Source organism: Salinivibrio sp. PR5 (genome assembly GCF_001996085.1).
GTDB lineage: Bacteria > Pseudomonadota > Gammaproteobacteria > Enterobacterales > Vibrionaceae > Salinivibrio > Salinivibrio proteolyticus.
In genome coordinates, this window is record NZ_MUFK01000031.1 from 16,609 (window position 1) to 40,194 (window position 23,586).

The following is a 23,586-nucleotide window of genomic DNA, read 5'->3' on the forward strand; positions in this document are numbered from 1 at the left end:
TCGAAACCATTCCTCCCGAAAGACTAGTCAGGATGATGGTGGTGATGCATTGTCATTAGCGTTGAAGTCATTTTTTTATGTCCATTTACGTTGGTCAATCTCGTCTCTTTTCGACAATATCAAAGTGAGCTTAGATTGCAACTCCCCATGTGGAGATTTTTTCACCGCCTACAGCGGCAAGCAGTGACACCGAATCAAACGGTCGCGTCTATACGTAGACATCCAGCGAGCCATCATCTTTTTTGCGTGGCGCGTTCTCTTTTTCAGCTTGTGGTGACGCATCATGATCTGATGGGTCATCCAAGCGGCGTTGTTTGCGCTCTTCAATGCTGGCCTGTTTCTTAATCGCCCAAACTTTGGTGGGTGGTGAAGAGGGCTTTCGGTACACAGGACTTAGGTTGCCAAGCCAATTCATAGTGCGTCCTCCTAGCGTCTTAACTAAAGTATCGACCAGAGAACGCAAAACTTGATTGTTTTTTGAGCAACTTAGGGTGAGTTAGCCACAACACTTTTTAAATTTGCGTCCGCTGCCACACGGGCAGGGGTCATTGCGTCCCGCTTTGACATGGCCGGGGAAGACACCATCGATATATCGCCACTGAAGCTGTCCATCGATCGTTTCTTTGACAAAACGAGAGCGCTCGTACAGACACTGAGGATCACCGTCGGCAATAAAGTGCGCTTTGAATGTCACAAAGCCAAGTTCACCTTGCTGCAGCACCTCGCTATCGAGTACTTCGAGAGATTGCCACTGATGTTGAGTCATGGTTGCAATATCTTCACGAAACGATTCGGCGCCACATTCACTGTGATAGGTCGCAACAATAAAATCCACCAAGCCTTTGGGGTGTGCACTATAACGAGCGCGCATCAATTGCTCCGGATGGATAGCATTGGCAGGGTTTTGATGAATTGGCGCGCAACAGTCTTGATAGGTTTTATGGCTGCAACAAGGGCATAAGTCAGTTTGCATAGCTTTCTCTTAACAATAGGCTGAATGGCTTAACGATGGATAAAGTTGCGGGTTTGTAAGTCACACCCTTGGGCACTACACATCAAGACAGAACCGTGATCATACCAGTCGCCTAACACAATCCGTTGGTACGCGGTGCCATGTTGGTGCCACTGATGAATATGAGGGCGGTGAGTATGGCCGTGAATCATGTTAGTGACTCCCGCTTTATCCAACTGGCGCTGCACTTCTTGTGGCGTCACATCCATGATGGTGGATGACTTTTGCTGGTTGGCATTGGCACTGCCTGCGCGCATTTTGGCCGCAATCTTACGGCGCCATGTTAGCGGCAAGCACAAAAAGAGTCGCTGCAACCAAGGCTGGTGGACTTTGCGGCGAAACGCTTGATAGTCAACATCCTCTAAACACAAGGTATCCCCGTGTAAGATCAGGGTAGGGGTGCCATATAAATCGATGCACTCGAGCTCGTTTAACAGGGTTACGCCGGTTTCCATAGCAAAGCGTTGACCAATCAAAAAATCGCGATTGCCATGAATAAAATATACCGGCACGCCGCGCTCCGTCACCGCAGAAAACGCCGCTTTAATTTGTTGGTGAAACGGGCTGTTATCATCATCACCAATCCATGCTTCGAATAAGTCCCCGAGTACATAGAGCGCGTCGGCATCTATCACTTCCTGCTGCATAAAACGTTCAAAGCAGTCGGTAATATCTGGCCGCGTTGGGCTTAAATGGAGATCGGCAATAAAGAGGGTATGTGGCATGCGTTGGCTTTATGATGGTAATAAAAGAAAGGGTAGCCTGAGCTACCCTTGTTGACGAGTGCGGCTTAGTCTTCGATAGTCACGCTATCGATCAAGACTTCTTCAACCGGCACGTCTTGGTGGACATAACCCCAGTTACCGGTGGCAACGCCTTTGATTTTGTTCACTACGTCCATGCCATCAACCACTTCTGCGAATACACAGTAGCCCCAGCCATCTGGCGTTTTAGCTTTGTGATCGAGGAACAGGTTGTCATTAACGTTGATGAAAAATTGCGAGCTTGCTGAGTGCGGCTCCATGGTGCGCGCCATCGCAAGCATGCCAGTACGGTTACTTAAGCCGTTATCCGCTTCATTCTTAATTGGTGCGCGGGTTGGCTTTTCTTCCATGCCAGAGGCCATGCCACCGCCTTGGACCATAAATCCGTCAATCACGCGGTGGAACAGGGTTCCGTCGTAAAAGCCGTCACGGCAGTATTGTAAAAAGTTCTCGACCGTAGCCGGTGCTTCGTCCGCAAACATGCGTAATTTGATGTCACCGAACGTGGTATGAAGAGTCACCATGATGTAATCCTGTCATTGGCTTGGCTATAAGGAGCCAAGATTTTAGCCTAACAACGTCTCTGATCAAGCTCGATCCGTGATACAAGCCGAATTAATCCATATTCTCTGGTTCAAAATGATGCAGCAAGGTCTTCAAAAGGCTGGACAATTGGTCTTGTTGTGCTTGACTCAACGGGCTCAACATTTTGTGTAAGTTATCGGTGTGCGCCACCACTGCGTTATCAATTAATTGCAGTCCAGTGTCGGTCAATGAGACATAAACCCCACGGCGGTCATTGGGATCTGGACTGCGTGCAACCAACCCTTTCTGCTCAAGGCGATCAATCCGATTGGTCATTGCACCTGAGGTGAGCATCAGCGATTGCAGCAGCTGGTTGGGGGTAAGCGTGTGCGGTTTGCCTGAACGGCGCAGCGTTGCGAGGACATCAAACTCCCCCGGGTTTAAGTTGAATTGGCTGAACACCTGCTGAAGGCGCGGATTGATATGCCCTACCACACGCGCCAACCGCCCGGTAATGGCCATCGGAGACGGGTCGATATCAGGGCGCTCTTGATGCCACTGAGACAAAATTACATCGACTTTATCGGGCGAACCGAACTCAGCTGAAGACGAGGTGGCTGGCGGCTGGGCGACTTGGCGTTGCTTAGTTGTTCGTGTCATGAAAATACCGTGGTTTATTTATCGGTAAAGATTCTTTACAAGAAGCTAAGCGATCTTATCCATCAGCTCAACCACTCATGACAGTTTTTAGTAACGAGATGTGAGTGAGATCGTAGACAACAATTCGGGCAAGACAGCCTGTTGCGTGTCTGTCGTGCTTGCGTCAAGCAGGTATAAAAGGTGTAATAGTCCATTCATTCTAATTTTGTCACTATCGTAACGAGTAACCAAAACCACTATGTCGACGCCAACTAACACGTTAAAGATATACAACTCATTGACGCGAGAGAAAGAGATCTTTCAACCCATCATGCCGGGAAAAATCGGCATGTATGTCTGTGGGGTGACCATTTACGATCTTTGTCATATCGGTCATGGGCGTACTTTCGTGGCGTTTGACATGATCTCACGTTATTTGCGCCATCGTGGTTATGACTTAACGTTTGTCCGCAATATTACCGACATCGACGATAAAATTATCAAACGTGCGGCGGAAAACGGCGAAAGCTGTGAGTCACTGACTGAGCGTTTGATCAGTGAAATGCATCAAGACTTTGATGCGCTCAACATGGCACGTCCCGATATCGAACCGCGCGCCACCGACTACATTGATGAAATTATCGCGCTAGTCGAAAAGTTGATTGAGCGAGGCTTTGCTTACGTTGCAGACAATGGCGATGTGATGTTTGAAGTCGCGAAATTTGACGATTACGGCAAGCTATCCAAGCAAGATCTTGAACAACTGCAGGCCGGTGCCCGTGTGGATGTCGAAGCGGCGAAGCGTAGCCCTCTCGATTTTGTGTTATGGAAAATGTCTAAACCGGGCGAACCAACTTGGGAGTCGCCATGGGGAGCCGGTCGTCCGGGTTGGCACATCGAGTGTTCAGCGATGAATTCTGCGATTTTAGGTGATCACTTTGATATTCACGGCGGCGGCTCTGACTTGCAGTTCCCTCACCACGAGAATGAAATTGCACAGTCTTGCTGCGCGCACAACACCCAGTATGTGAATACGTGGATGCACAGTGGCATGGTGATGGTTGACCGTGAAAAGATGTCCAAATCTTTGGGGAACTTCTTTACTATCCGCGACGTGTTGGCGCACTACGATGCTGAAACCGTACGCTACTTCTTGCTGTCTGGTCACTATCGTAGCCAGCTCAATTACAGCGATGAAAACCTCAATCAAGCCCGTTCAGCACTTGAGCGTCTATACACCTCGCTTCGTGGTTTAGATACACAGGCCGCACCTGCCGGTGGCGATGAGTACGTGGCACGCTTTGAAGCGGCGATGGATGATGATTTCAATACGCCAGAAGCCTACTCGGTACTATTCGATATGGCGCGTGAGATCAACCGCTTACGCGGCGATGATATTGCAGCGGCATCCGCACTGGGTGCGCAAATGCGTAAATTGGCGTCGGTTCTTGGTTTGCTTGAGCAAGATGCCGATAGCTTCTTGCAAGGCGATGCGGGCGCGGACGATGAAGTGGCAAAAATTGAAGCTCTCATTCAAACACGCAATGACGCTCGTAAAGCCAAAGACTTTGCGGCTGCCGATGCGGCGCGCGATGCGCTCACCGCGATGGGCATTGTGCTAGAAGACGGTCCTCAAGGTACCACGTGGCGTCGTAAGTAAGCCAAAGCATACCGCCCTCGAACGACTCACCCAAAAAACGGAGCCCCAAAGCTCCGTTTTTTCTTATCCGAATCGCATGCTTTTATTGGCACTCATGTGTTACTCGCGATAGTGGCGGTGCTATTCAAATCAAAGCAGCTGTTACAGTCCGGGTGTCACCACGCGTTTGTCGGCTTCCGGCAGCTCACTACCGCAATGCTTACAAAATGACGCATCGGACTCATGGCCGCTTTTTGAACAATTCGGACACTTTACTAAGTTGCGATGCAGTGACATCTGCTGGCCAATCTCAGCGGTGATGATCCCGGTAGGCACGGCAATGATCGAGTAGCCCATCAACATGGTGAATGACGCCAAGGCTTTGCCCACATCGGTTTGTGGCACTATATCACCATAGCCGACTGTGGTGAGGGTGACGATTGCCCAGTAGATGGCATAAGGAATACTGGTAAAGCCGTTCTCCGGCCCTTCTATCACATACATGAGTGCGCCGAACACAGTGACTAGAATTGCCACTGAGAAAAAGAAAATCATCACTTTTCGGGACGATAGCATCATCGAGCGGAGCAAGATGTTGGAGTCCTCCAAAAAGCGCATCAACCTTAGAACCCGAAAGATGCGTAACACCCGTAGCAGGCGTACGACCATTAAATAGGTAGTGCCGGGAATAAAAATCGCGATATAGGTCGGCAAAATTGCGAGTAAATCGACTACACCATAAAAGCTACGTGCGTAAGCAGAGGGACGTGGAGAGCAGTAAAGGCGCAGTATGTACTCAATGGTAAAGATGCCGGTAAAGCCCCACTCAATCCAATACAACCAGTTGGACCACTTAGCGTGAAAGCTAGCAATCGACTCCAGCATCAGTACCACCATCGAGGCGAGGATCAGCACGATCAGCGCGATATCAAATGCTTTTCCATGCGGCGTGTCAGTGCCAAAAATGGTGGTATATAAATAGCGTTGTACTCGGTTTTGCGCGTCGGCCATAAGAGGTCCTTGCTATGAATGACCGTGATATTGGGCCGAAAAAAAACCGGCACTGCAACCTTTGCTGCGTGCCGGTTATACGTAACTGTGGCTCGGATTACATTTAGCTCAGTCCGGGGAACAACGCCCGCATTCCTGAGGCAATAAACTCAATGCCTAACGAGCCTAGAATAAGGCCCATGATCCGAGTAATGACGTTGATACCCGTTTGGCCGAGAAAGCGCACTACCGCAGGACCCACACGGAACAGTCCCCAAATGCCGGCGGCAAAGATCACTAAGGTGGCAATCAGTGTCAGCGTGCTCCACGTATCTGGGTATTGAGAGCCGTAAACAATGGTGGAGCTGATCGCGCCCGGGCCAGCCAGCAAAGGCATCGCCAGCGGCACTACACCGACTTGTTCCCGACTGATCGACTCAGACTGCTCTTGCTTGTTTTGCTTACCTTCGCCGAGCTTCCCGTTCATCATGGTAAAAGCAATACTCAGTAATAGCATGCCTCCCGCCACGCGGAACGAGTCCAGCGAGATGCTGAACAAATCCAACAACATTTGTCCGGCCAGCAACGAAACAATCAAGATGACAGCGACGGCGATCGCGGCAGTATACGCGGTGCGATTGCGTTCTTGTTCATCGAGATGGGCGGTCAAGGTGACAAAAACGGGCATGATACCAATGGGGTTAACAGCGGCAAAAAGCCCGACAAAAAACTGTACGAAGATCATGGGGTCGAAGGCTGCCATGGCGACTCTCGTGATGCGGTGAGGAAGTCCAGTTTCTCTCGGGTTAATGGTTGCGTCAGTATAGCGAGCTCAGCCCAAAAACCAACCGCGTGAGCTTGCATTTTATGCATTTACTGATTGCGTTTTTTTAAACGGATTTTTTGATGTGCTACAGGTTAGCGATCTCTGTCACGCAACTTTCTCTCAGCAAACTATACTGAGGGTCGAGTGACGTGGACATAAATAACAACTTTAGCGGCTATTTGTTGAAAATTTCATACAACACCCGCCTTTGGCACTGAGGTGTAATGTAAATTAGATGTTGCATTGGTGAAAAAATTAGACACATACTCAGTGTGCTACAAAAATAATAAACCCAGTAACAATGGGGATTAAACGCAGAAATTATTGATATTGATTTGATAACAAATGATCGAGATCAAGTTGTTGATGCTGTGAAAATTTATACTCAGTTTTGAAAGTTATTTACTAAATGCCACGCACCAAACCGCGTCGCTAACTGTCAGAAACATCGGTTAGTCCGCAACAACGCTGCGGCAAGCAATTACTAAATGATTTTCAAATATGAACCAGGAGATGACTATGCCTGTCACTAATATTGCTGAACTCAACGCCATGGTTGAGCGTGTCAAAAAGGCACAAAAAGAATTTGCCACCTACTCACAGGAGCAAGTTGACAAAATCTTCCGTGCAGCCTCGCTTGCCGCGAACAATGCGCGTATCCCTCTGGCCAAACAAGCTGTTGAAGAGTCAGGCATGGGTATCTTGGAAGACAAGGTAATCAAAAACCACTTCGCGTCTGAGTTTATCTACAACAAATACAAAGATGAGAAAACCTGCGGCATTCTAGAAGAGAATGACGAGTTCGGTACCATCACTATCGCTGAGCCTGTAGGTCTTATCTGTGGTATCGTTCCAACCACCAACCCGACCTCTACTGCGATTTTCAAATCACTGATTTCTTTGAAAACCCGTAACGGTATTATCTTCTCGCCACACCCACGTGCGAAAAACTCAACCAATGATGCGGCTAAGCTTGTGCTGGAAGCAGCGGTTGCAGCAGGCGCACCGAAAGACATCATCGGCTGGATTGACCAACCTTCAGTTGAGCTTTCTAACGCACTGATGAAGCATGATGACATCAACCTGATCCTTGCGACCGGTGGTCCAGGCATGGTTAAAGCGGCTTACTCATCAGGTAAACCTGCGATTGGTGTTGGTGCAGGTAACGTACCGGTCGTGATTGACGAAACAGCGGATATCAAACGTGCGGTTGCATCTGTGTTGATGTCAAAAACCTTCGATAACGGTGTGGTCTGTGCATCAGAGCAAGCGGTTATCGTGATGGACGAAGTGTACGACGAAGTGAAAGAACGTTTTGCTTCTCACAAAGCTTATGTCCTGAGCAAAGCCGAAGCAGACAAAGTGCGTAAAGTTATCCTGATTAACGGTAACCTTAACGCAGATATCGTTGGCCAGCCCGCTACTAAGATTGCCGATATGGCCGGTGTGAGCGTACCGTCTGACACCAAGGTACTGATCGGCGAAGGCCTCGAAATCAGCATCGAAGAAGAATTCGCTCACGAGAAACTCTCGCCAACCTTGGGTATGTTCCGTGCGAAAAGCTTCGAGCACGCCGTGGATATGGCATGCAAAATGGTAGAAATGGGCGGTATCGGTCATACCTCTGGCCTATACACCAACCAAGACGTTAACCAAGATCGCATCAAGTACTTCGGCGACCGCCTGAAAACAGCGCGTATTCTGGTGAACATCCCAACCACTCACGGTGGTATCGGTGACCTGTACAACTTCAACGTTGCACCATCACTCACACTGGGTTGTGGCTCTTGGGGCGGTAACTCGATTTCTGAAAACGTTGGGCCTAAACACCTGATGAACAAGAAAACTGTTGCGAAGCGAGCTGAGAATATGCTGTGGCACAAACTACCAAAATCTATCTACTTCCGTCGCGGCAGCTTGCCAATCGCGCTGAGTGATTTGGAAGACAAGAAACGTGCGATGATCGTGACTGACCGCTTCTTGTTCAACAACGGTTACTCTGACGATATCGAAAAAATGCTCAAAGCACAGGGCATGGATGTGACCACCTTCTTTGAAGTGGAAGCCGATCCTACCTTGAGCGTGGTACGCAAAGGTGCCGACGCGATGAAGAGCTTCCAGCCAGACGTGATCATTGCCCTAGGTGGTGGTTCACCAATGGATGCAGCGAAAATCATGTGGGTTATGTACGAGCACCCTGAAACTGCGTTCGAAGAGCTAGCAATGCGCTTTATGGATATCCGTAAACGTATTTACAAGTTCCCGAAAATGGGTAAAAAAGCGGAACTGGTTTGTGTAACGACCACATCAGGTACAGGCTCAGAAGTAACGCCGTTTGCGGTTGTCACTGACGACGAAACCGGTGCCAAATACCCACTGGCTGATTACGAGCTGACACCACAGATGGCGATTGTTGATGCCAACTTGGTAATGAACATGCCGAAGTCTCTGACTGCCTTCGGTGGTTATGATGCGATTACGCACGCTTTGGAAGCTTATGTGTCAGTACTGGCAAGCGAATACTCTGACGGTCAAGCGCTACAAGCACTGAAACTGCTGAATGAGTATCTACCAGCGAGCTATGCACACGGTGCGAATGACCCAATTGCACGCGAAAAAGTGCACAATGGTGCGACCATTGCCGGTATCGCGTTTGCTAACGCCTTCTTGGGTGTGTGTCACTCAATGGCGCACAAAATCGGTGCTGAGTTCCACTTACCACACGGTCTTGCTAACGCACTGCTGATTTCAAACGTGGTTCGTTTCAACGCCAACGACAACCCAACCAAACAAACTGCGTTCTCACAGTACGACCGCCCACAAGCACGTCGTCGTTATGCAGAAGTCGCGGATCACTTAGGTCTGTCTCAAGCCGGTGACCGCACAGCGCAGAAGATTGAGCGTCTCCTTGCTTGGTTGGAAGAAATGAAGTTGAAACTGGATATCCCTGCGTCTATCCAAGCAGCCGGTGTCCCAGAAGCTGACTTCATTGCCAAACTTGATGAGCTTGCGGAAGAAGCGTTCGATGACCAATGTACTGGTGCGAACCCACGCTACCCACTGATCAAAGAGCTGAAAGAAGTGCTGCTGGCCTCTTACTATGGTAAGCCATATGTTGAAGGTGAAACCTTCGAAGGCACCACGGTTATCAAGAAAAAAGATGACCAACCAGCGGCCGCGCCAACTAAAGCGGGTGCAGACAAAAAAGGTGCGAAAGCAAAAGCCTAATCGCGACGCTTTCACCGGATAAAAACCAAGACCCGCCTCGGCGGGTCTTTTTGATTTTATCCGTGGCGACGATGACACTAGAATACAGAGCGCTTCGCTTACGGAATACGGAAAGGCCTGCGCCTTACTCGCATCGAGGCCTTTGCTTTTTCTGTACTCTGTATTCAGTCATCTGTATTCCTAGGCCCTAGGATTCTAGGACCTAGATCCTAGATCCCTCTCATCCACTTGCCTCTAACAATCGGCCGTTAAAAGAATCGTTGGAGACGATATATTCCGCATTACGAATCAGCTCGTCATCCATTCCTCCGCTTGCGCGATTCATCGTACGTCCGCGAGGAACAATACCGCCAACGCGAATTTTGAGCCCAGATAATTCTTTAGCCCACCGCTGAGTGAGACCACCAATCATGGCACTGGCGACCGTATCTGGGGTTAAATGATGGCCAGCGACATTAATAATCACACCGGGGCGCCCACGCTGTTGCATACAAACGGCGGCGCGTTGCACGACGACGTAATAATGTGAGGTGGAATCGGCGACCGTTTGTGGCATATCACCCAAGTTTCCATTATCCAAAAGACTAGGCAGTATATCGCCTTGCCAGTGATTGATGAGCACATCAATACCACCAAACAGTGTGACGATTTGAGCAAAGGCATCATTGATGGATTGAGGCTGATAATCGGCTAAACAGATCGGTTGGATCCGGCCGGGATAATCTCGGCACTGATCGGCGCTTAGGCGGAGTGTCGGCCACTCGGTATCAAGCAGTACGACATCGGCGCCTAATGAACAAAAATGTTCAGCCATGGCACGCCCGGATGGCGAGCCGCCTGCTGTGATGACGACCACCGCGTTATCTATCTTCATGGTCATTTCCTCAATCACATCAATTCCTTACGAAAAATCACTGTCTCTACAATATGTTACGAATTTCATTCACGAGAAAGTGACAACTTACCCCCAGCTTGTTCAAGCGTGGGAAGTTAATACTGGTACAGAAATACGCGGGGTGCGCAAAAAATGTTCAAAACAAGTGGGTAAATTGGGGATCGATTGCTCGGAATATATAGAGGATCACATTTTGGAAAAGGATCGCTATTTATCGTTGGGATCGACTTGCGATCTTGGTGGTTATGCGCTCACACGCATTTTGTCTTGGCAGTGCGCGGTGGTGAGATTTTCGTACAAGGTCGTCGGGTTGAGTGAGAGTCGTGCAGACTCGCTATCTGCCAACTTGCGACGCTGATGACCGGATAAATTGTGATAGACCGCCTCGTCAAATCCGTGGGTGCCTTGGGGCGGGTAGTGCATGGCAGCAGGTGCGAGCTGAAAGCGCAGATGTGCACTGGCAATCCCGCCACGGTGGAAGGCATCGGCTTGCGCACCAGCACGAACGTAATCTTCTTCATTACTGGCCGCCAACGGCTGAGGTGGGGCAAGCTGAAATTGACGACGTAGAACCTCATCATTAGTGGTCTTTTCGTCAAGCGGTGAGAGTGGTGTTGACTCATTGGCATCACCGGACATCAGGGCGAGCATCAACGCAAAATCAGAGCGACGTCCTTGCGTCACTGCATGATTCAGATTGTCTCCAAACTGCACATCACTAATGATGCGTGCTTTGTCGATGGTGTGCACTGTCACTGTCGGCGCCTTACCTTACATGTCAAACCAATGAGTCGGTTACTTTGGTTATCGGCAAGGCGCAGAGAACTTTAGGTTTTTTTTGCCTACTGAGCGTTTTAACTGACTTTCGCTAACCGCGGCTTCAGTGGCTGAGTTTGCTGGCCAGCAAAGTGACGCATGGAAAACTCAACGCGCGCTTCGGGTAACGGTGGATAGCGACAAGGCGGTAAAGACTCGATCAATCGCAGTCTGGGCAACAAGCCACAGCCATTGGCGATTTGAATCGCAAGCCCGGGACGAGCATTGAGCTCCAACACCATTGGGCCTTTGTCTTTATCAAGCACCATATCGGTGCCCATGTAACCGAGCCCAGTCATCTCCCACGCACTGGCGGCAAGGGTGAGCAATTGCTGCCAATGTGGAACCCTAAGCGTATACAAGTCTTGGTGCGTATCAGGGTGGTGAGTGATGGGGCTGTTAAATTGCACCGCTTTTAATGCATAACCAGTTGCAAGATCCAGCCCAACCCCAACCGCGCCTTGGTGCAGGTTAGCCTTACCGTCTGACGCTGAGGTTGAGAGACGCATCATCGCCATCACCGGATAGCCTTGAAACACAATCACACGAATATCAGGCACGCCTTCATAACTAAAGCCGTTAAAGCTGTCATCGAACGCGATTAAGTTCTCAACCACCGCCACATCGGCTTTACCGCCGAGGGAAAACAAGCCCGCCAAGGTGTTGGTAATATGGCGTTCAACGTCGTCATGACTGACTTCTTTGCCGGAGGCTTTAAAATAGTTCCCTTGGTGATTTTGAGTGATCACCATGATCCCTTTACCGCCAGAGCCCTGGGCCGGCTTAATCACAAAGCCCGGCCAGTTTGCGACCATAGCGTGAATGCGCTTAACATCCGCTTGGCTATCAATCACACCAATCAAGTCCGGCACCGTCGCGCCGGCTTGTTGTGCAATCAGTTTGGTTTTGAGCTTATCATCCACCAGTGGATACAAGCGTCTATCGTTGTAGCGGCCAATATAACGAATATTGCGTTGGTTCATGCCCATCACGCCCGCGTCATTGAGGCGAAAGGGAGACGCCAGTTTAGCGAGGAGTGTTCGCATCATCACCTCCCGAGGTGGGCGCAAGGCCGTGACTTTTTTCATTAGCAGCAAGTGGGCGGAAGCGCTTCAGCTCAGAGAGGCGATAGCCCGTGTAGTTACCCAGCATTAAGATCAGGGCCAGAATCACTAACTGCACACCGATGAAGTTAAAGGTCAGATGGCGAACCAACTCATTGGTCATCGCGAGATAGACCAGCACTGCGGTGAGAAGCGAGCCACCTCCTTGAACAACCACCTCTTTGGCGCCTTCTTCTTCCCATAGAATGGACATCCGTTCTATGGTCCATGACAAGATGATCATTGGGAAGAAGGTAATGGTCAGTCCTTCGATTAAGCCGATGTGGAACGCAATCACACTGAACACGGCGATAATCAAAATCACGGTAATAATCACCGCGGAGATTCGCGCCACCAGCAATAGATTGAGCCGGGAGAGATAACTTCGGATCACCAAGCCCGTACCAACAATCAGCACAAAGCCAACAATGCCGGTGATTAATTGGGTTTGCACAAACGCGACTGCAATCAATACTGGCATAAAGGTGCCAGAGGTTTTTAAGCCAACAATGACCCGTAAGAACACCACAATCAGCGCGCCAATTGGGATAAGCATGATGGTTTTGAACATCGCTTGCTCTTCAATCGGCAAGCTATGGATCGAAAAGTTGAGCAGATCGTCGGCGTTCACTTTGGCGGTGGTCGCCTGCTGCGGGCTGATATCCTGAGAAATGATTGAGAAGTTGACATGACTGTGCTCACCGCCTGTCACTTCAAGCAAAGGACCGCCCCGTTGGTTCCATAGGAGAACGTCGTCTCGATGGCCATTTTGTCCGGTGGTGAGATCGAATAAATGCCACTGTGTGTCTTGCCACACTTGGATCATTGGTGAGATGCTTTGGCGACGGCGACCGTCTTCTAACTTCAAACCACCCACAACGCGGGCATGGATCCCTTCTAGCGCCAATGTCTTTTGAACCGCATCTGGCTTATCAAAGGCGTTAAGCAACAATGCCGCGTTTTGGCTGTCGGTGCTGTTAAATTGTTTGATTAGCTCTCTGGTCAGGGTGATGTTATCCGCCGAACGAGAGCGAGCACGATCGAGTAAGGCGAGCGCAGCGTTTTTAGCCGCATTGTCCATTACCGGGGCAGCAACGGTGTCGTGCTCCGGTGGCGTCATGGTATAGCGGGCACTGTCATCCACCAGCATTTGGTTTTTGAAATAAAGGGTTTGTTCGCCGGTGGCGGTGCGCGTTGACCATTGCGCTTGGCGACCATAGTCGGTATCAAGCAGAGAAAACCCATAGCCTGATGACGAGGTGCTTTCGTCAATCAGAGTCAGGCCGGGTTGGCTATCGGGCGCGGCAAGATTCACCTTCACCGGCCCACCGGTGGCATCAAAATTGATGCGCGCTTCAATCTGCCACACTTGGCGAGTTTCATCAGCGAGCCATGGCACGCCGTAAACCATATGACGGTATGCGCTTAACGCGATACCTGCCAAGACCAGAAAACCGATTAAAAAGTAAAATGGAACACGTGAAACCATAAAGGTGACCTATTTTTGGTTAGCGTCGTTACTGCTAGCGTCCGGTTGCGTTTCAGGCTCGTACTTGGGGTGAATATGTTCTTGGCTGACATCGACCACCGCGAGATCTTTGAAGAACTCTCGGCCCAGTAGGACGGGATATTCCATGTTGGTGCGATCAGCGAGCGTAAATTGGGTTTTTTCGTGGATACTGCCGACACGGATCCAAGCTTCCACAACTGGACGGCGATCGGTTTTATCGGTGGAAGATTGGCGAATACGCACCCAGCGCTTCACCGGCATTTCCATAAACACGGGTTCGTCGTTATTTTCGCTGTGATTGACGTTAAACTTCACCCAAGTATCACCATCGCGCTCAAATTCTTGAATATCCACAGCATTCAATGAAGATGTTTCGGCGCCGGTGTCAACTCGAGCTTGGAATGTGCTTTCTACCGCGTCAAACCATACCCATTCACGGGCACCCAATAAGACTTTATCGTCGTTGACCGGGACACGAACCACTTTCTCTTTCACCTTTACTTCCGGTTTGGCATCCGCCATGTTGGCGTACACTTTCGCTTGGGTACGCTGCATCACTTTCAGTTGGCTTTCGATCGCACTGATTTTGTCAGACAGACGAGAAAGCGCATCATCATGATTCGATAATGACGTGGATAGAGTTTGCTGTTGCTGATTGGTTTGTGCGGCAACATGGTCAATTTTGTCCAATGTTTCTTGGTGTTGGTGCTGTGAGGTGAGGGTACAACCTGACATCGTTAACAAGAGCGCACTAATCAGTGAGCAGCGAAATAACATCATAATCTCCAACCGGTGCAAAAATGGCTCAATCACGCCTCAGTCAGGCGCCGAACGGTGAGCGCAAATTCTAATCGATGCGGCGAAGATGGGTAGGGGTATTCTGTCAAAAGTTAGTCAGGATTGACTGAGTGATGGTTTTATCGACGTTTTCTGTCACTTTTTGCCCGTTATCTTTTTGATCTGGATAGAAAATATGGCGTGAACGGGAAATAAAGTCGAGGCGGTTAAATAATGTTCTGCTTGCTGAACGTCAAGCCAAGGTGCGCCTCTTGTCAAACCAAGAGGCGCACAATCATTAATCAGGGTTACGTGCGACCAAAATGGCACGTTTAGGGGCGGGATAGCCTTCCACCGTAAGATGCGGATTGGCAGGGTCAAGGTAATCGGGCAGCGAATTATGGGTCATCCACTCGGTGCTACGTTGCTCGTCAGTGGTAGTCACACACTCATCGACAATCCGAACGTCTACGAAGCCGACCTTTTCGAGCCAGACTTTCAATGCGCGCGCAGAGGGGAAGAAATACACGTTACGCATTTGTGCATAACGGTCGGAGGGGACCAATACCGCGTTTTCATCGCCGTCAATCACCAGCGTTTCCAGTACCAGCTCGCCATCTTTACGCAATTGATCTTTGAGTTGGATCAGATGATCGAGCGGGGAGCGGCGGTGATATAACACACCCATACTAAACACAGTGTCGAATGCACGCAGCGCTGGTAGTTTTTCGATCCCTAAAGGCAAAAGGTGAGCGCGCTGGTCGTTGCCCATCAAGCGGCGGATAGCGTCGAACTGCATCAAGAAAAGCTCTGATGGATCAATACCGACGGTCAGCGCAGCGCCTTCCCCCAACATACGCCACATGTGATAGCCATTACCACAGCCAACATCCAAGATGTAACGGCCTTTCAGTGGCGAAATATGAGGAAGCACACGATCCCATTTCCAGTCGGAGCGCCATTCGGTATCAATATCAATGCCATGCACCTGATACGGGCCTTTGCGCCACGGATGGAAGCTACGTAATAAGTTTTCGAGCTTTTTGCGTTCACCGGACGGCAGACTTTGGTCATCGCCAATACGCACCGCATCTTTCAGTTCAACCGTCTCGGGCGCGGTAGTTGGGATCTTATTAAGCACCTTGATCCACTTCGGCATATCGCCATGCGGCTGGGTTTGCCACTCCGCTAATTGGGCCGGGAGAACCTCCAGCCAGTGGCTTAGGCGATTTTTGGCAATAAGCTGATAGAAGTCAGAAAAATCAAACATGAAACTACTCGTACCGGTTGGCTTACTTGATGGCTAGCATAGAGCCGAAGTTAAAACACTGGAACCACATGGCAACACTACTAAAACCGATATCACTCAATCGGGCTTTGTGGGTGCCAATACTGTCTGGACGCATGACGTTCTCAAGGGCGCTACGCTTTTGGCTAATTTCCAGCTCGCTGTATCCATTGGCACGTTTAAAGTCGTGGTGTAGGTCAATCAAAAGCTCGTTGGCGGTGTCATCATCAAAGCAGTACTTTTCCGATAAAATCAGAATGCCACCGGGATTAAGTCCTTGATAAATTTTGTTTAACAAGGCTTGGCGGTCGTCAGGACTTAAAAATTGCAGGGTAAAGTTAAGCACAACCATAGACGCATTTTGGATCTCGATATCTCGAATATCCGCTTCTTTGACCTCTACGTCAGCGGCACCACGGTATGCATTTACATGGAGACGACAGCGTTCGACCATCGCCGATGAGTTATCTACCGCGATAATCTGGCAGCTTGCGTGTTCGATATGGCGACGCATCGATAAGGTGGCCGCGCCCAATGAACAGCCCAAATCGTAGATATTGGTATTTGGCTTGGCAAAACGCTGCGCCAACATCCCAATCGCCGAAATGATATTGCTATAGCCCGGTACGGATCGTTGAATCATGTCCGGAAAGACTTCGGCGACGTTCGCGTCGAAGGTAAAATCACCCAGTTTTTCAATGGGCGCCGCGAAAATTTTATCCTGATTAGCCATGAGAGCCCCTACAAATCAGCCAATGCCCAGCAGTAAAAGCGGCGTATTGTAGTGAATTTTTCCCCGTCTGTCTTTATTCTGCCTTGCCATTGTCCCAGGCGATTACAGCAGCGAGAACTGCTGTGACTGTGCCGCCCGTTGCACACTGGCGAGAGGGGGTGATAATTCAAGGCGTTGGTAAAGCGCCGCGGCAAGCGCAGGAGCCTGATCATTATCTGAAGTGTGGATCATTAAATAAGGTGTTTTCCCTTCATCAATCCAGTGCTGCAATTTGGCGATCCACGGCGTAAAGAACGCGGCATTTTCATCGAGAGTGGGGTGACCGATAAAGCGCACCATGGGCGCTTCATGGGTGGCGATAGCATGAACCGGCACGCGGGGCTTTTTCTGTTGTGCGTCAATAATCGCCGGCGAGTCCGGTTTGGCGGCGAACACGGGGCGGCTGTCCATGATCACCCGATTCGCCTTATGTTCCAGTAACAGGCGATTCAATTGACGCTCGGCGTCGCCTTTGGCAAAAAATGCTGGGTGACGGACTTCCACGCCAACCGAAAAATCCGTGGGTAATTGCTTTAAAAAAGCAGCCAATGCCGGCAAGCCCTCGGGACCAAAACGGGCAGGGAGTTGGATGGTCCATTGCCCCACCTTTTCATGGAGCGGCGCCATCAGGGTGATGAAATCTTGCGTCAATGTCTGTGCATGGCGCAACTGGCACTGATGGGTAATGGTTTGCGGAAATTYAAAGGTAAACCGAAACGCATCCGGCGCAGCCGCCGCCCAATTGGCGACTGACGTGCTCGAGGGTGAGGCATAAAAGGTCGTATTGCCTTCAACCGTATTAAACACCTCCGCATAGCGCGCTAAACGATCGGCCGTCTTAGTGCCCGGAGGATAAAAGTGATGTTGCCAGCTGGGATGGGACCATTGTGTCAGCCCAAGGCGCAGGGGCGGTACAGAAACGTGATTTAACGTCAGGGACATGGCTTGGCTTTTATCGGTCAATCGAGATGGTGATAGCCTAATCGGAAGTGCGCCAAAAAACCATTCATCGCCCAAACAGAATAAAAAAGCGCGATCGCTTTACCAAGGGAGGGGCTTTTCCTTTATAATGGCAGGTCTTTGACAGTAACGGCACCAATGGGGGCGTACCGTCAGGTACGACAGACGCTGTTACCCGAATTCCCCTCAGTATTTGGCAGGCTTGTGCCCAAGGGGGCAAGCGGAATAATCAGAATCAGATCAGGAATACTCTATGCGCACCCAATATTGTGGTCACCTGAATAAAGCCCATGTCGGGCAAGAAGTAAGTCTTTGTGGTTGGGTTAACCGTCGTCGTGATTTGGGCGGATTGATTTTTATCGATATGCGAGACCGTGAAGGGCTCGTGCAGGTCGTGATCGATCCTGATATGGGTGATGTTTACGAGCAAGCGAACAAGCTACGTAACGAATTCTGTATCCAAATTCGCGGTGAAGTGCGTGCGCGTCCAGACAGCCAAATCAACCGTGATATGGCGACCGGTGAAGTTGAAGTGGTGGCAACTGGGTTAGACATCATTAACCGCAGTGCCCCGTTACCGATCGACTTCAACCAATTCATCTCTGAAGAACAGCGTTTGAAGTACCGCTATCTTGACCTGCGTCGTCCAGAAATGAGCGACCGCATCAAATTGCGTGCGAAAGCGACCAGCTTCGTCCGTCGTTTCTTGGATAGCAATGACTTTTTGGATATCGAAACGCCGGTGTTGACCAAAGCAACGCCAGAAGGCGCGCGTGACTACTTGGTTCCTAGCCGTGTGCACAAAGGCAGCTTCTATGCCTTGCCACAATCGCCTCAGCTGTTTAAGCAGTTGTTGATGATGTCAGGTTTTGACCGTTACTACCAAATCGTGAAGTGCTTCCGTGATGAAGACTTGCGTGCTGACCGTCAGCCAGAATTTACACAGATCGATATCGAAACCTCGTTCATGAGCGCCGAGCAAGTGCGCGAAGTGACCGAGAAAATGATTCGCGAAATGTGGCAGTCGCTGCTTGACGTCGACTTGGGTGCCTTCCCAGTCATGAAATATGAAGAAGCGATGCGTCGCTTTGGCTCTGACAAACCGGATCTGCGTAACCCGCTTGAAATCGTGGATGTAGCGGATCTGGTCAAAGACGTTGAATTTAAAGTCTTCTCAGGCCCAGCAAACGATGAAAAAGGCCGCGTTGCCGTCATTCGTGTACCAGGCGGTGCCAGCCTGTCTCGCAAGCAGATTGACGAATACGCCAAGTTTGTCGGTATCTATGGCGCCAAAGGGCTTGCATGGCTGAAAGTCAATGACCGTGACGCAGGCTTGGACGGTGTTCAGTCACCGGTAGCGAAATTCCTTAATGCGGACGTGGTTGAAGGGATCCTTTCACGTACTGAAGCTCAAACCGGTGATATCATCCTGTTTGGCTCAGATAAAAAGTCGGTAGTAACCGAAGCGTTGGGCGCATTGCGCGTGAAGCTTGGTCTGGATCTCGAACTGACAGATACCCAAGCATGGGCACCGCTGTGGGTGGTTGACTTCCCAATGTTTGAGGAAGACGACGAAGGTAACCTTCATGCAATGCACCACCCATTCACCGCGCCAACTGACGTGACCCCAGAAGCGCTGAAAGCGAATCCGGCAGCGGCGAACTCGAATGCTTACGACATGGTTATCAATGGCTATGAAGTGGGTGGCGGCTCAGTACGTATCCACAACCCAGAGATGCAAGCGGCAGTATTCGAAACCCTTGGTATTGGCGAACAAGAGCAGCGCGAGAAGTTTGGCTTCTTGCTGGATGCACTCAAATTTGGTACCCCACCACACGCAGGTCTGGCGTTTGGTATGGACCGCTTGGTGATGCTGCTGTCTGGCACTGAAAACATTCGTGACGTGATTGCTTTCCCGAAAACCACGGCAGCGGCCTGTTTGATGACAGATGCGCCAAGCATTGCTAACGAAGCAGCGCTTGAAGAACTGGCGCTTAGCATTACTGCGGCGGCGGAACAAAGCGAGTAACGTCATCCAGAGACGATAAGTCCGATCACGGGCAACAGCGTTTGCCCGTCAACTCCCATGACTAGTGCGATACCTATCTCGCGGTATGGCCTTAGTATGCGGGGATTTTCATCAACGCGCCTCCGACTGCAAAGCCAAGGCGCGTTTTTTCTTATTACTCCTTTCACGTGAGGGGAGCGCAAAAAACGGAGAGTCGATATGGCAGGTCACAGTAAGTGGTCGAACATTAAACACCGTAAAGCCGCTCAAGACGCGAAGCGCGGTAAGATTTTCACCAAACTAATCCGAGAAATTGTGGTGGCAACCAAAGAAGGTGGCCCCGAAGCAGAAACCAATCCTCGCCTGCGTGCCGCGGTGGATAAAGCGCTGTCTAACAATATGACCCGTGACACCATCAATCGTGCGATTTCGCGTGGTGCGGGCGGTGATAGCGACGACAACATGGAAACGGTGATCTACGAAGGCTACGGTCCGGCAGGGACGGCGGTGATGGTAGAATGCATGACTGACAACCGTAACCGTACCGTGTCTGGTGTGCGTCACGCATTCTCAAAATCAGGTGGTAATCTGGGTACAGATGGTTCAGTTAGCTTCTTATTCGAGAAAAAAGGCGTGATCACCTATGCAGCAGGGCTTGACGAAGATGCGGTGATGGAAGCCGCGTTGGAAGGGGGAGCCGATGATGTGGTGACTTACGACGATGGCTCGATGGATGTCTATACCACGCCAAATGATTTCGGCAATGTGAAAGATGCCTTGGACAAAGCGGGGTTTGAGGCAGAGCGTGCTGAAGTCACACAAGTACCGTCGACCAAAGCGGAGCTCGATGCGGACACCGCCCCTAAGCTACTGCGTCTTATCGATATGCTAGAAGACCTTGACGATGTGCAAGAAGTCTACCATAACGGTGATATCTCCGACGAAGTGGCAGCGAGCTTAAGCTAAATGGCAATCATACTGGGCATTGACCCAGGTTCGCGGATCACCGGCTACGGCGTGATCCGCCAACAAGGCCGGCATTTGGAGTACCTTGGCAGCGGCTGTATTCGTACCGACAGTGAGGATTTACCCGGCCGGCTCAAGCAAATTTATGCGGGGGTGAGTGAAGTGATAACCCAATTTCAGCCGGATAACTTTGCGATTGAACAAGTGTTTATGGCGCGTAATGCCGACTCCGCGCTGAAGCTGGGTCAAGCTCGCGGCAGTGCCATTGTCGCGGCCGTGAATGCAAACTTACCAGTGTCAGAATATGCGGCCCGTTTGATCAAACAAGCCGTCGTGGGGAAAGGCAGTGCGGATAAAAAGCAGGTGCAGCATATGGTCACTCATATGTTGAAGCTCAATGCTACTCCACAAGCCGATGCTGCCGATGCGCTTGCCGTGGCGATTTGTCATGCGCATACCTATCACACCATGATAGCGATGGCGGGCAAAGCCAGCTCCGCGCGTCGCGGGCGGTATCGATAAAAGCGCTTAGGGATTGTGAATACAGAGCGCTTCGCTTACGGAGTACGGAAAGAGACGAGACGCTTCGCTTCTAGAGACTAGAGACTAGAGGCTAGAAACTGGATAAAGCAGATCATGCTCGCACTGAGGCTATTGCTTTTTCTGTACTCTGTATTCCGTCATCGGTATTCGGGATCTTGAACACAGAGCGCTTCGCTTACAGAATACGGAAGAGCAGGAAGTAGTGCCTAGGATCCTAGGACCTAGGCCCTTTTTCTGCAGGGACAGGCACGATATGCTTTTCCGTATTCCGTATTCCGTATTCCGTATTCCGTATTCCGTATTCCGTATTCCGTATTCCGTATTCCGCCTGTCGTCAATCAGACTGGATATAGATCCAGTTATTATTTATCCTTGTCGACAAAGTAAAAAACTGAGAGCACATTGTGATAGGCCGATTACACGGAACCCTGCTAGAAAAGCAGCCCCCTGAGATTTTGATTGATGTCAATGGCGTTGGCTATGAAGTGAGTATGCCGATGAACTGTTTGTATCAATTGCCAGAAGTCGGTGAGGTGGCCACCATTTATACGCATTTCGTAGTGCGCGAGGATGCGCAGCTTTTGTTTGGCTTTAGTGGTAAACGTGAGCGTGCCTTGTTTCGAGAAGTGATTAAGGCCAATGGCGTCGGACCCAAGCTGGGCTTGGCGATTTTGTCCGGCATGACGGCTCACCAGTTTGTCGATAGTGTTGAGCACAACGATGTGTCTACCTTGGTCAAAATTCCCGGCGTGGGTAAGAAGACGGCAGAGCGGCTGGTGATTGAAATGCGCGATCGGTTGAAAAACTGGGAGGCATTTGATCTCTTTACGCCTTATACCGACGCCGCCGATGGAAGCGGTGCACCGACGCGTCAGGCGCCGACCACTGTCTCATCTGCTGCTGACGAAGCAGTGAGCGCGCTGGTGGCGTTGGGCTATAAAGCCGCGCAGGCCGAGAAAGTGGTGAAACAAATCGCAACCGACGAAATGAGCAGTGAAGACGTTATCCGACACGCACTGCGTTCAATGGTGTAATCCATGATAGAAGCTGATCGTTTAATCTCCGCGCAAGCCAATCATGATCGGGAAGAAGACGTGATTGACCGCGCGATTCGTCCCAAATTATTGGACGATTACCAAGGGCAAGATCATGTCCGTGATCAAATGGAAATCTTTATCCATGCCGCACGTAAGCGACAAGAGGCGTTGGATCACCTGTTGATTTTCGGTCCGCCGGGGCTGGGGAAAACCACCTTGGCAAACATTGTCGCCAATGAAATGGACGTTAATATTCGTACCACCTCAGGCCCTGTGTTAGAAAAAGCCGGCGATCTGGCGGCGCTTTTGACCAACCTTGAACCGCATGATGTCTTATTCATTGATGAAATTCATCGCCTAAGCCCTGTGGTTGAAGAGGTGCTTTATCCGGCGATGGAAGACTACCAATTAGATATTATGATTGGTGAGGGGCCAGCGGCACGCTCCATCAAGATTGATTTACCACCCTTTACCTTGGTTGGTGCGACAACACGGGCAGGTTCGTTGACTTCGCCACTGCGCGATCGTTTCGGGATCACTCAACGGCTTGAATATTACAATGTGCATGACTTAACGGGAATCGTAAAACGCAGTGCTCATTGCCTCGCGCTGTCGATGGAAGACGAAGGCGCAGTAGAAGTAGCACGCCGCTCTCGCGGGACACCACGTATTGCGAACCGACTGTTGCGCCGTGTACGAGACTATGCCGAAGTGAAAGGCAGCGGCCACATTTGCGCGGATATTGCGCAACGAGCACTGGATATGCTGGATGTGGATAGCCAAGGGTTCGATTACATGGACCGTAAGCTACTCAATGCCATCATTGAAAAGTTTGATGGTGGACCGGTTGGGTTAGATAACTTAGCGGCCGCGATTGGCGAAGAAAAAGACACCATTGAAGATGTGATTGAGCCGTATTTGATCCAACAAGGCTATTTGCAGCGCACGCCGCGAGGTCGCATCGCCACCCAACGAGCTTACCTGCACTTTGGCTTTGATCTACCGCAGCCCTAAAACAGGTCAAGCAAAATAATTGATAAATCGCCCCATTGGCCGCCAACCAATGGGGTTTTTTGATCTAGATTAAGGTTATGTAGCACGTGACCCCGTATTGTGGCGACAACTGCCCGTGTCAGTCGCATCGCGTGAGTGAGAGCTAGCTTCAAAGGCTGCGCCATCATCATCGCTTTTCTTTGTGGTTAATCACATTTTTATAAATTATCGTCATTGGCATGCTGGTTTTGCAGCTTGCTCGACAAACCGATAACGACAAAGTTAACGACAACAC

At 50.3% G+C, this 23,586-nt stretch carries 22 protein-coding genes and 1 other annotated feature (1 of these 23 only partly in view); of the genes, 7 read left to right on the forward strand and 15 right to left on the reverse strand.

The window, feature by feature from the left end:
* Window positions 1-48: a sequence feature (His leader region), on the reverse strand; it reaches 91 nt to the left of the window's first position.
* 160 nt (window positions 49-208) lie between these two features.
* From BZG82_RS11460 to BZG82_RS11480, 5 genes are all read right to left on the reverse strand, one after another.
* A complete protein-coding gene (locus tag BZG82_RS11460; RefSeq protein WP_077481410.1) occupies window positions 209-415 on the reverse strand; it encodes a hypothetical protein in 207 nt (68 codons plus the stop codon).
* Between the two features lie 81 nt (window positions 416-496).
* Window positions 497-973 carry a YchJ family metal-binding protein gene (locus BZG82_RS11465; protein ID WP_077765888.1) on the reverse strand — a complete coding sequence of 159 codons (477 nt, stop codon included), beginning with the start codon at window positions 971-973 and terminating at the stop codon, window positions 497-499.
* Between the two features lie 29 nt (window positions 974-1,002).
* Complete coding sequence (gene lpxH / locus BZG82_RS11470; protein WP_077765889.1) at window positions 1,003-1,737, reverse strand: UDP-2,3-diacylglucosamine diphosphatase; 735 nt, start codon at window positions 1,735-1,737, stop codon at window positions 1,003-1,005.
* A 65-nt stretch (window positions 1,738-1,802) separates the two neighbouring features.
* Window positions 1,803-2,300 (reverse strand): peptidylprolyl isomerase, encoded by a 498-nt coding sequence (locus BZG82_RS11475; RefSeq protein ID WP_077765890.1) that lies wholly within the window; start codon window positions 2,298-2,300, stop codon window positions 1,803-1,805.
* A 91-nt stretch (window positions 2,301-2,391) separates the two neighbouring features.
* The gene (locus tag BZG82_RS11480; RefSeq protein ID WP_077765891.1) at window positions 2,392-2,961 is read right to left on the reverse strand and encodes a MarR family winged helix-turn-helix transcriptional regulator; all 570 of its coding nucleotides are present in this window, start codon (window positions 2,959-2,961) and stop codon (window positions 2,392-2,394) included.
* Window positions 2,962-3,199: 238 nt separating this feature from the next.
* Here BZG82_RS11480 and cysS point away from each other — a divergent pair, with 238 nt between their 5' ends.
* Entirely contained in the window at window positions 3,200-4,600 is a 1,401-nt protein-coding gene (cysS, locus tag BZG82_RS11485; protein ID WP_077765892.1) for a cysteine--tRNA ligase, read from the forward strand.
* A gap of 141 nt (window positions 4,601-4,741) precedes the next feature.
* Here cysS and BZG82_RS11490 read toward each other — a convergent pair whose 3' ends face one another.
* Window positions 4,742-5,590: an ion transporter gene (locus BZG82_RS11490; protein WP_077765893.1), complete on the reverse strand. Its 849-nt coding sequence runs from the start codon at window positions 5,588-5,590 to the stop codon at window positions 4,742-4,744.
* Between the two features lie 103 nt (window positions 5,591-5,693).
* Window positions 5,694-6,332: a YchE family NAAT transporter gene (locus BZG82_RS11495; RefSeq protein ID WP_077455429.1), complete on the reverse strand. Its 639-nt coding sequence runs from the start codon at window positions 6,330-6,332 to the stop codon at window positions 5,694-5,696.
* A gap of 582 nt (window positions 6,333-6,914) precedes the next feature.
* Between BZG82_RS11495 and adhE the strand changes: the two genes are divergently transcribed.
* Entirely contained in the window at window positions 6,915-9,623 is a 2,709-nt protein-coding gene (gene adhE / locus BZG82_RS11500; RefSeq protein WP_077481401.1) for a bifunctional acetaldehyde-CoA/alcohol dehydrogenase, read from the forward strand.
* A gap of 220 nt (window positions 9,624-9,843) precedes the next feature.
* Here the strand turns inward: adhE and BZG82_RS11505 are convergent, their stop codons facing one another.
* From BZG82_RS11505 to BZG82_RS11540, 8 genes are all read right to left on the reverse strand, one after another.
* Window positions 9,844-10,497 (reverse strand): SDR family NAD(P)-dependent oxidoreductase, encoded by a 654-nt coding sequence (locus BZG82_RS11505; protein WP_158076007.1) that lies wholly within the window; start codon window positions 10,495-10,497, stop codon window positions 9,844-9,846.
* 264 nt (window positions 10,498-10,761) lie between these two features.
* The gene (locus tag BZG82_RS11510) at window positions 10,762-11,274 is read right to left on the reverse strand and encodes a VC2046/SO_2500 family protein (protein WP_077678292.1); all 513 of its coding nucleotides are present in this window, start codon (window positions 11,272-11,274) and stop codon (window positions 10,762-10,764) included.
* 98 nt (window positions 11,275-11,372) lie between these two features.
* Window positions 11,373-12,380, reverse strand: coding sequence for an alpha-L-glutamate ligase-like protein (locus tag BZG82_RS11515; RefSeq protein ID WP_077765894.1), 1,008 nt, complete (start codon window positions 12,378-12,380; stop codon window positions 11,373-11,375).
* Window positions 12,361-13,926, reverse strand: a complete 1,566-nt coding sequence (locus BZG82_RS11520) for an inactive transglutaminase family protein (protein WP_077678291.1) — start codon at window positions 13,924-13,926, stop codon at window positions 12,361-12,363. The genes BZG82_RS11515 and BZG82_RS11520 overlap by 20 nt, the downstream gene beginning before the upstream one ends.
* A gap of 9 nt (window positions 13,927-13,935) precedes the next feature.
* Entirely contained in the window at window positions 13,936-14,727 is a 792-nt protein-coding gene (locus BZG82_RS11525; protein WP_232112024.1) for an ATP-dependent zinc protease family protein, read from the reverse strand.
* 295 nt (window positions 14,728-15,022) lie between these two features.
* On the reverse strand, window positions 15,023-15,994 hold the full coding sequence (cmoB, locus tag BZG82_RS11530) for a tRNA 5-methoxyuridine(34)/uridine 5-oxyacetic acid(34) synthase CmoB (protein WP_077765895.1): 972 nt from the start codon (window positions 15,992-15,994) through the stop codon (window positions 15,023-15,025).
* 22 nt (window positions 15,995-16,016) lie between these two features.
* The gene (gene cmoA / locus BZG82_RS11535; RefSeq protein ID WP_077480356.1) at window positions 16,017-16,745 is read right to left on the reverse strand and encodes a carboxy-S-adenosyl-L-methionine synthase CmoA; all 729 of its coding nucleotides are present in this window, start codon (window positions 16,743-16,745) and stop codon (window positions 16,017-16,019) included.
* 102 nt (window positions 16,746-16,847) lie between these two features.
* Entirely contained in the window at window positions 16,848-17,726 is an 879-nt protein-coding gene (locus BZG82_RS11540) for a DUF72 domain-containing protein (RefSeq protein ID WP_077765897.1), read from the reverse strand.
* Window positions 17,727-17,997: 271 nt separating this feature from the next.
* Here BZG82_RS11540 and aspS point away from each other — a divergent pair, with 271 nt between their 5' ends.
* The 5 genes from aspS to ruvB all read left to right on the forward strand — a co-directional run bounded on the left by aspS (window position 17,998) and on the right by ruvB (window position 23,312).
* A complete protein-coding gene (gene aspS, locus BZG82_RS11545) occupies window positions 17,998-19,773 on the forward strand; it encodes an aspartate--tRNA ligase (protein ID WP_077765896.1) in 1,776 nt (591 codons plus the stop codon).
* 198 nt (window positions 19,774-19,971) lie between these two features.
* Window positions 19,972-20,718: a YebC/PmpR family DNA-binding transcriptional regulator gene (locus BZG82_RS11550; RefSeq protein ID WP_077662186.1), complete on the forward strand. Its 747-nt coding sequence runs from the start codon at window positions 19,972-19,974 to the stop codon at window positions 20,716-20,718.
* Window positions 20,719-21,240, forward strand: a complete 522-nt coding sequence (gene ruvC, locus BZG82_RS11555; protein ID WP_069591060.1) for a crossover junction endodeoxyribonuclease RuvC — start codon at window positions 20,719-20,721, stop codon at window positions 21,238-21,240.
* 425 nt (window positions 21,241-21,665) lie between these two features.
* Window positions 21,666-22,295, forward strand: coding sequence for a Holliday junction branch migration protein RuvA (ruvA, locus tag BZG82_RS11560; protein ID WP_069591062.1), 630 nt, complete (start codon window positions 21,666-21,668; stop codon window positions 22,293-22,295).
* A gap of 3 nt (window positions 22,296-22,298) precedes the next feature.
* Entirely contained in the window at window positions 22,299-23,312 is a 1,014-nt protein-coding gene (gene ruvB / locus BZG82_RS11565) for a Holliday junction branch migration DNA helicase RuvB (RefSeq protein WP_069591064.1), read from the forward strand.
* The last annotated feature ends 274 nt before the right edge of the window (window positions 23,313-23,586 follow it).

Excerpts from the sequence above, each read along its gene's own strand:
- BZG82_RS11460 (WP_077481410.1), bottom strand. The coding sequence starts at position 415 with ATGAATTGGCTTGGCAACCTAAGTCCTGTGTACCGAAAGCCCTCTTCA.
- BZG82_RS11465 (WP_077765888.1), bottom strand. The coding sequence starts at position 973 with ATGCAAACTGACTTATGCCCTTGTTGCAGCCATAAAACCTATCAAGAC.
- lpxH (WP_077765889.1), bottom strand. The coding sequence starts at position 1,737 with ATGCCACATACCCTCTTTATTGCCGATCTCCATTTAAGCCCAACGCGG.
- BZG82_RS11475 (WP_077765890.1), bottom strand. The coding sequence starts at position 2,300 with ATGGTGACTCTTCATACCACGTTCGGTGACATCAAATTACGCATGTTT.
- BZG82_RS11480 (WP_077765891.1), bottom strand. The coding sequence starts at position 2,961 with ATGACACGAACAACTAAGCAACGCCAAGTCGCCCAGCCGCCAGCCACC.
- cysS (WP_077765892.1), top strand. The coding sequence starts at position 3,200 with ATGTCGACGCCAACTAACACGTTAAAGATATACAACTCATTGACGCGA.
- BZG82_RS11490 (WP_077765893.1), bottom strand. The coding sequence starts at position 5,590 with ATGGCCGACGCGCAAAACCGAGTACAACGCTATTTATATACCACCATT.
- BZG82_RS11495 (WP_077455429.1), bottom strand. The coding sequence starts at position 6,332 with ATGGCAGCCTTCGACCCCATGATCTTCGTACAGTTTTTTGTCGGGCTT.
- adhE (WP_077481401.1), top strand. The coding sequence starts at position 6,915 with ATGCCTGTCACTAATATTGCTGAACTCAACGCCATGGTTGAGCGTGTC.
- BZG82_RS11505 (WP_158076007.1), bottom strand. The coding sequence starts at position 10,497 with ATGAAGATAGATAACGCGGTGGTCGTCATCACAGCAGGCGGCTCGCCA.
- BZG82_RS11515 (WP_077765894.1), bottom strand. The coding sequence starts at position 12,380 with ATGCGAACACTCCTCGCTAAACTGGCGTCTCCCTTTCGCCTCAATGAC.
- BZG82_RS11520 (WP_077678291.1), bottom strand. The coding sequence starts at position 13,926 with ATGGTTTCACGTGTTCCATTTTACTTTTTAATCGGTTTTCTGGTCTTG.
- BZG82_RS11525 (WP_232112024.1), bottom strand. The coding sequence starts at position 14,727 with ATGATGTTATTTCGCTGCTCACTGATTAGTGCGCTCTTGTTAACGATG.
- cmoB (WP_077765895.1), bottom strand. The coding sequence starts at position 15,994 with ATGTTTGATTTTTCTGACTTCTATCAGCTTATTGCCAAAAATCGCCTA.
- cmoA (WP_077480356.1), bottom strand. The coding sequence starts at position 16,745 with ATGGCTAATCAGGATAAAATTTTCGCGGCGCCCATTGAAAAACTGGGT.
- aspS (WP_077765896.1), top strand. The coding sequence starts at position 17,998 with ATGCGCACCCAATATTGTGGTCACCTGAATAAAGCCCATGTCGGGCAA.
- BZG82_RS11550 (WP_077662186.1), top strand. The coding sequence starts at position 19,972 with ATGGCAGGTCACAGTAAGTGGTCGAACATTAAACACCGTAAAGCCGCT.
- ruvC (WP_069591060.1), top strand. The coding sequence starts at position 20,719 with ATGGCAATCATACTGGGCATTGACCCAGGTTCGCGGATCACCGGCTAC.
- ruvB (WP_069591064.1), top strand. The coding sequence starts at position 22,299 with ATGATAGAAGCTGATCGTTTAATCTCCGCGCAAGCCAATCATGATCGG.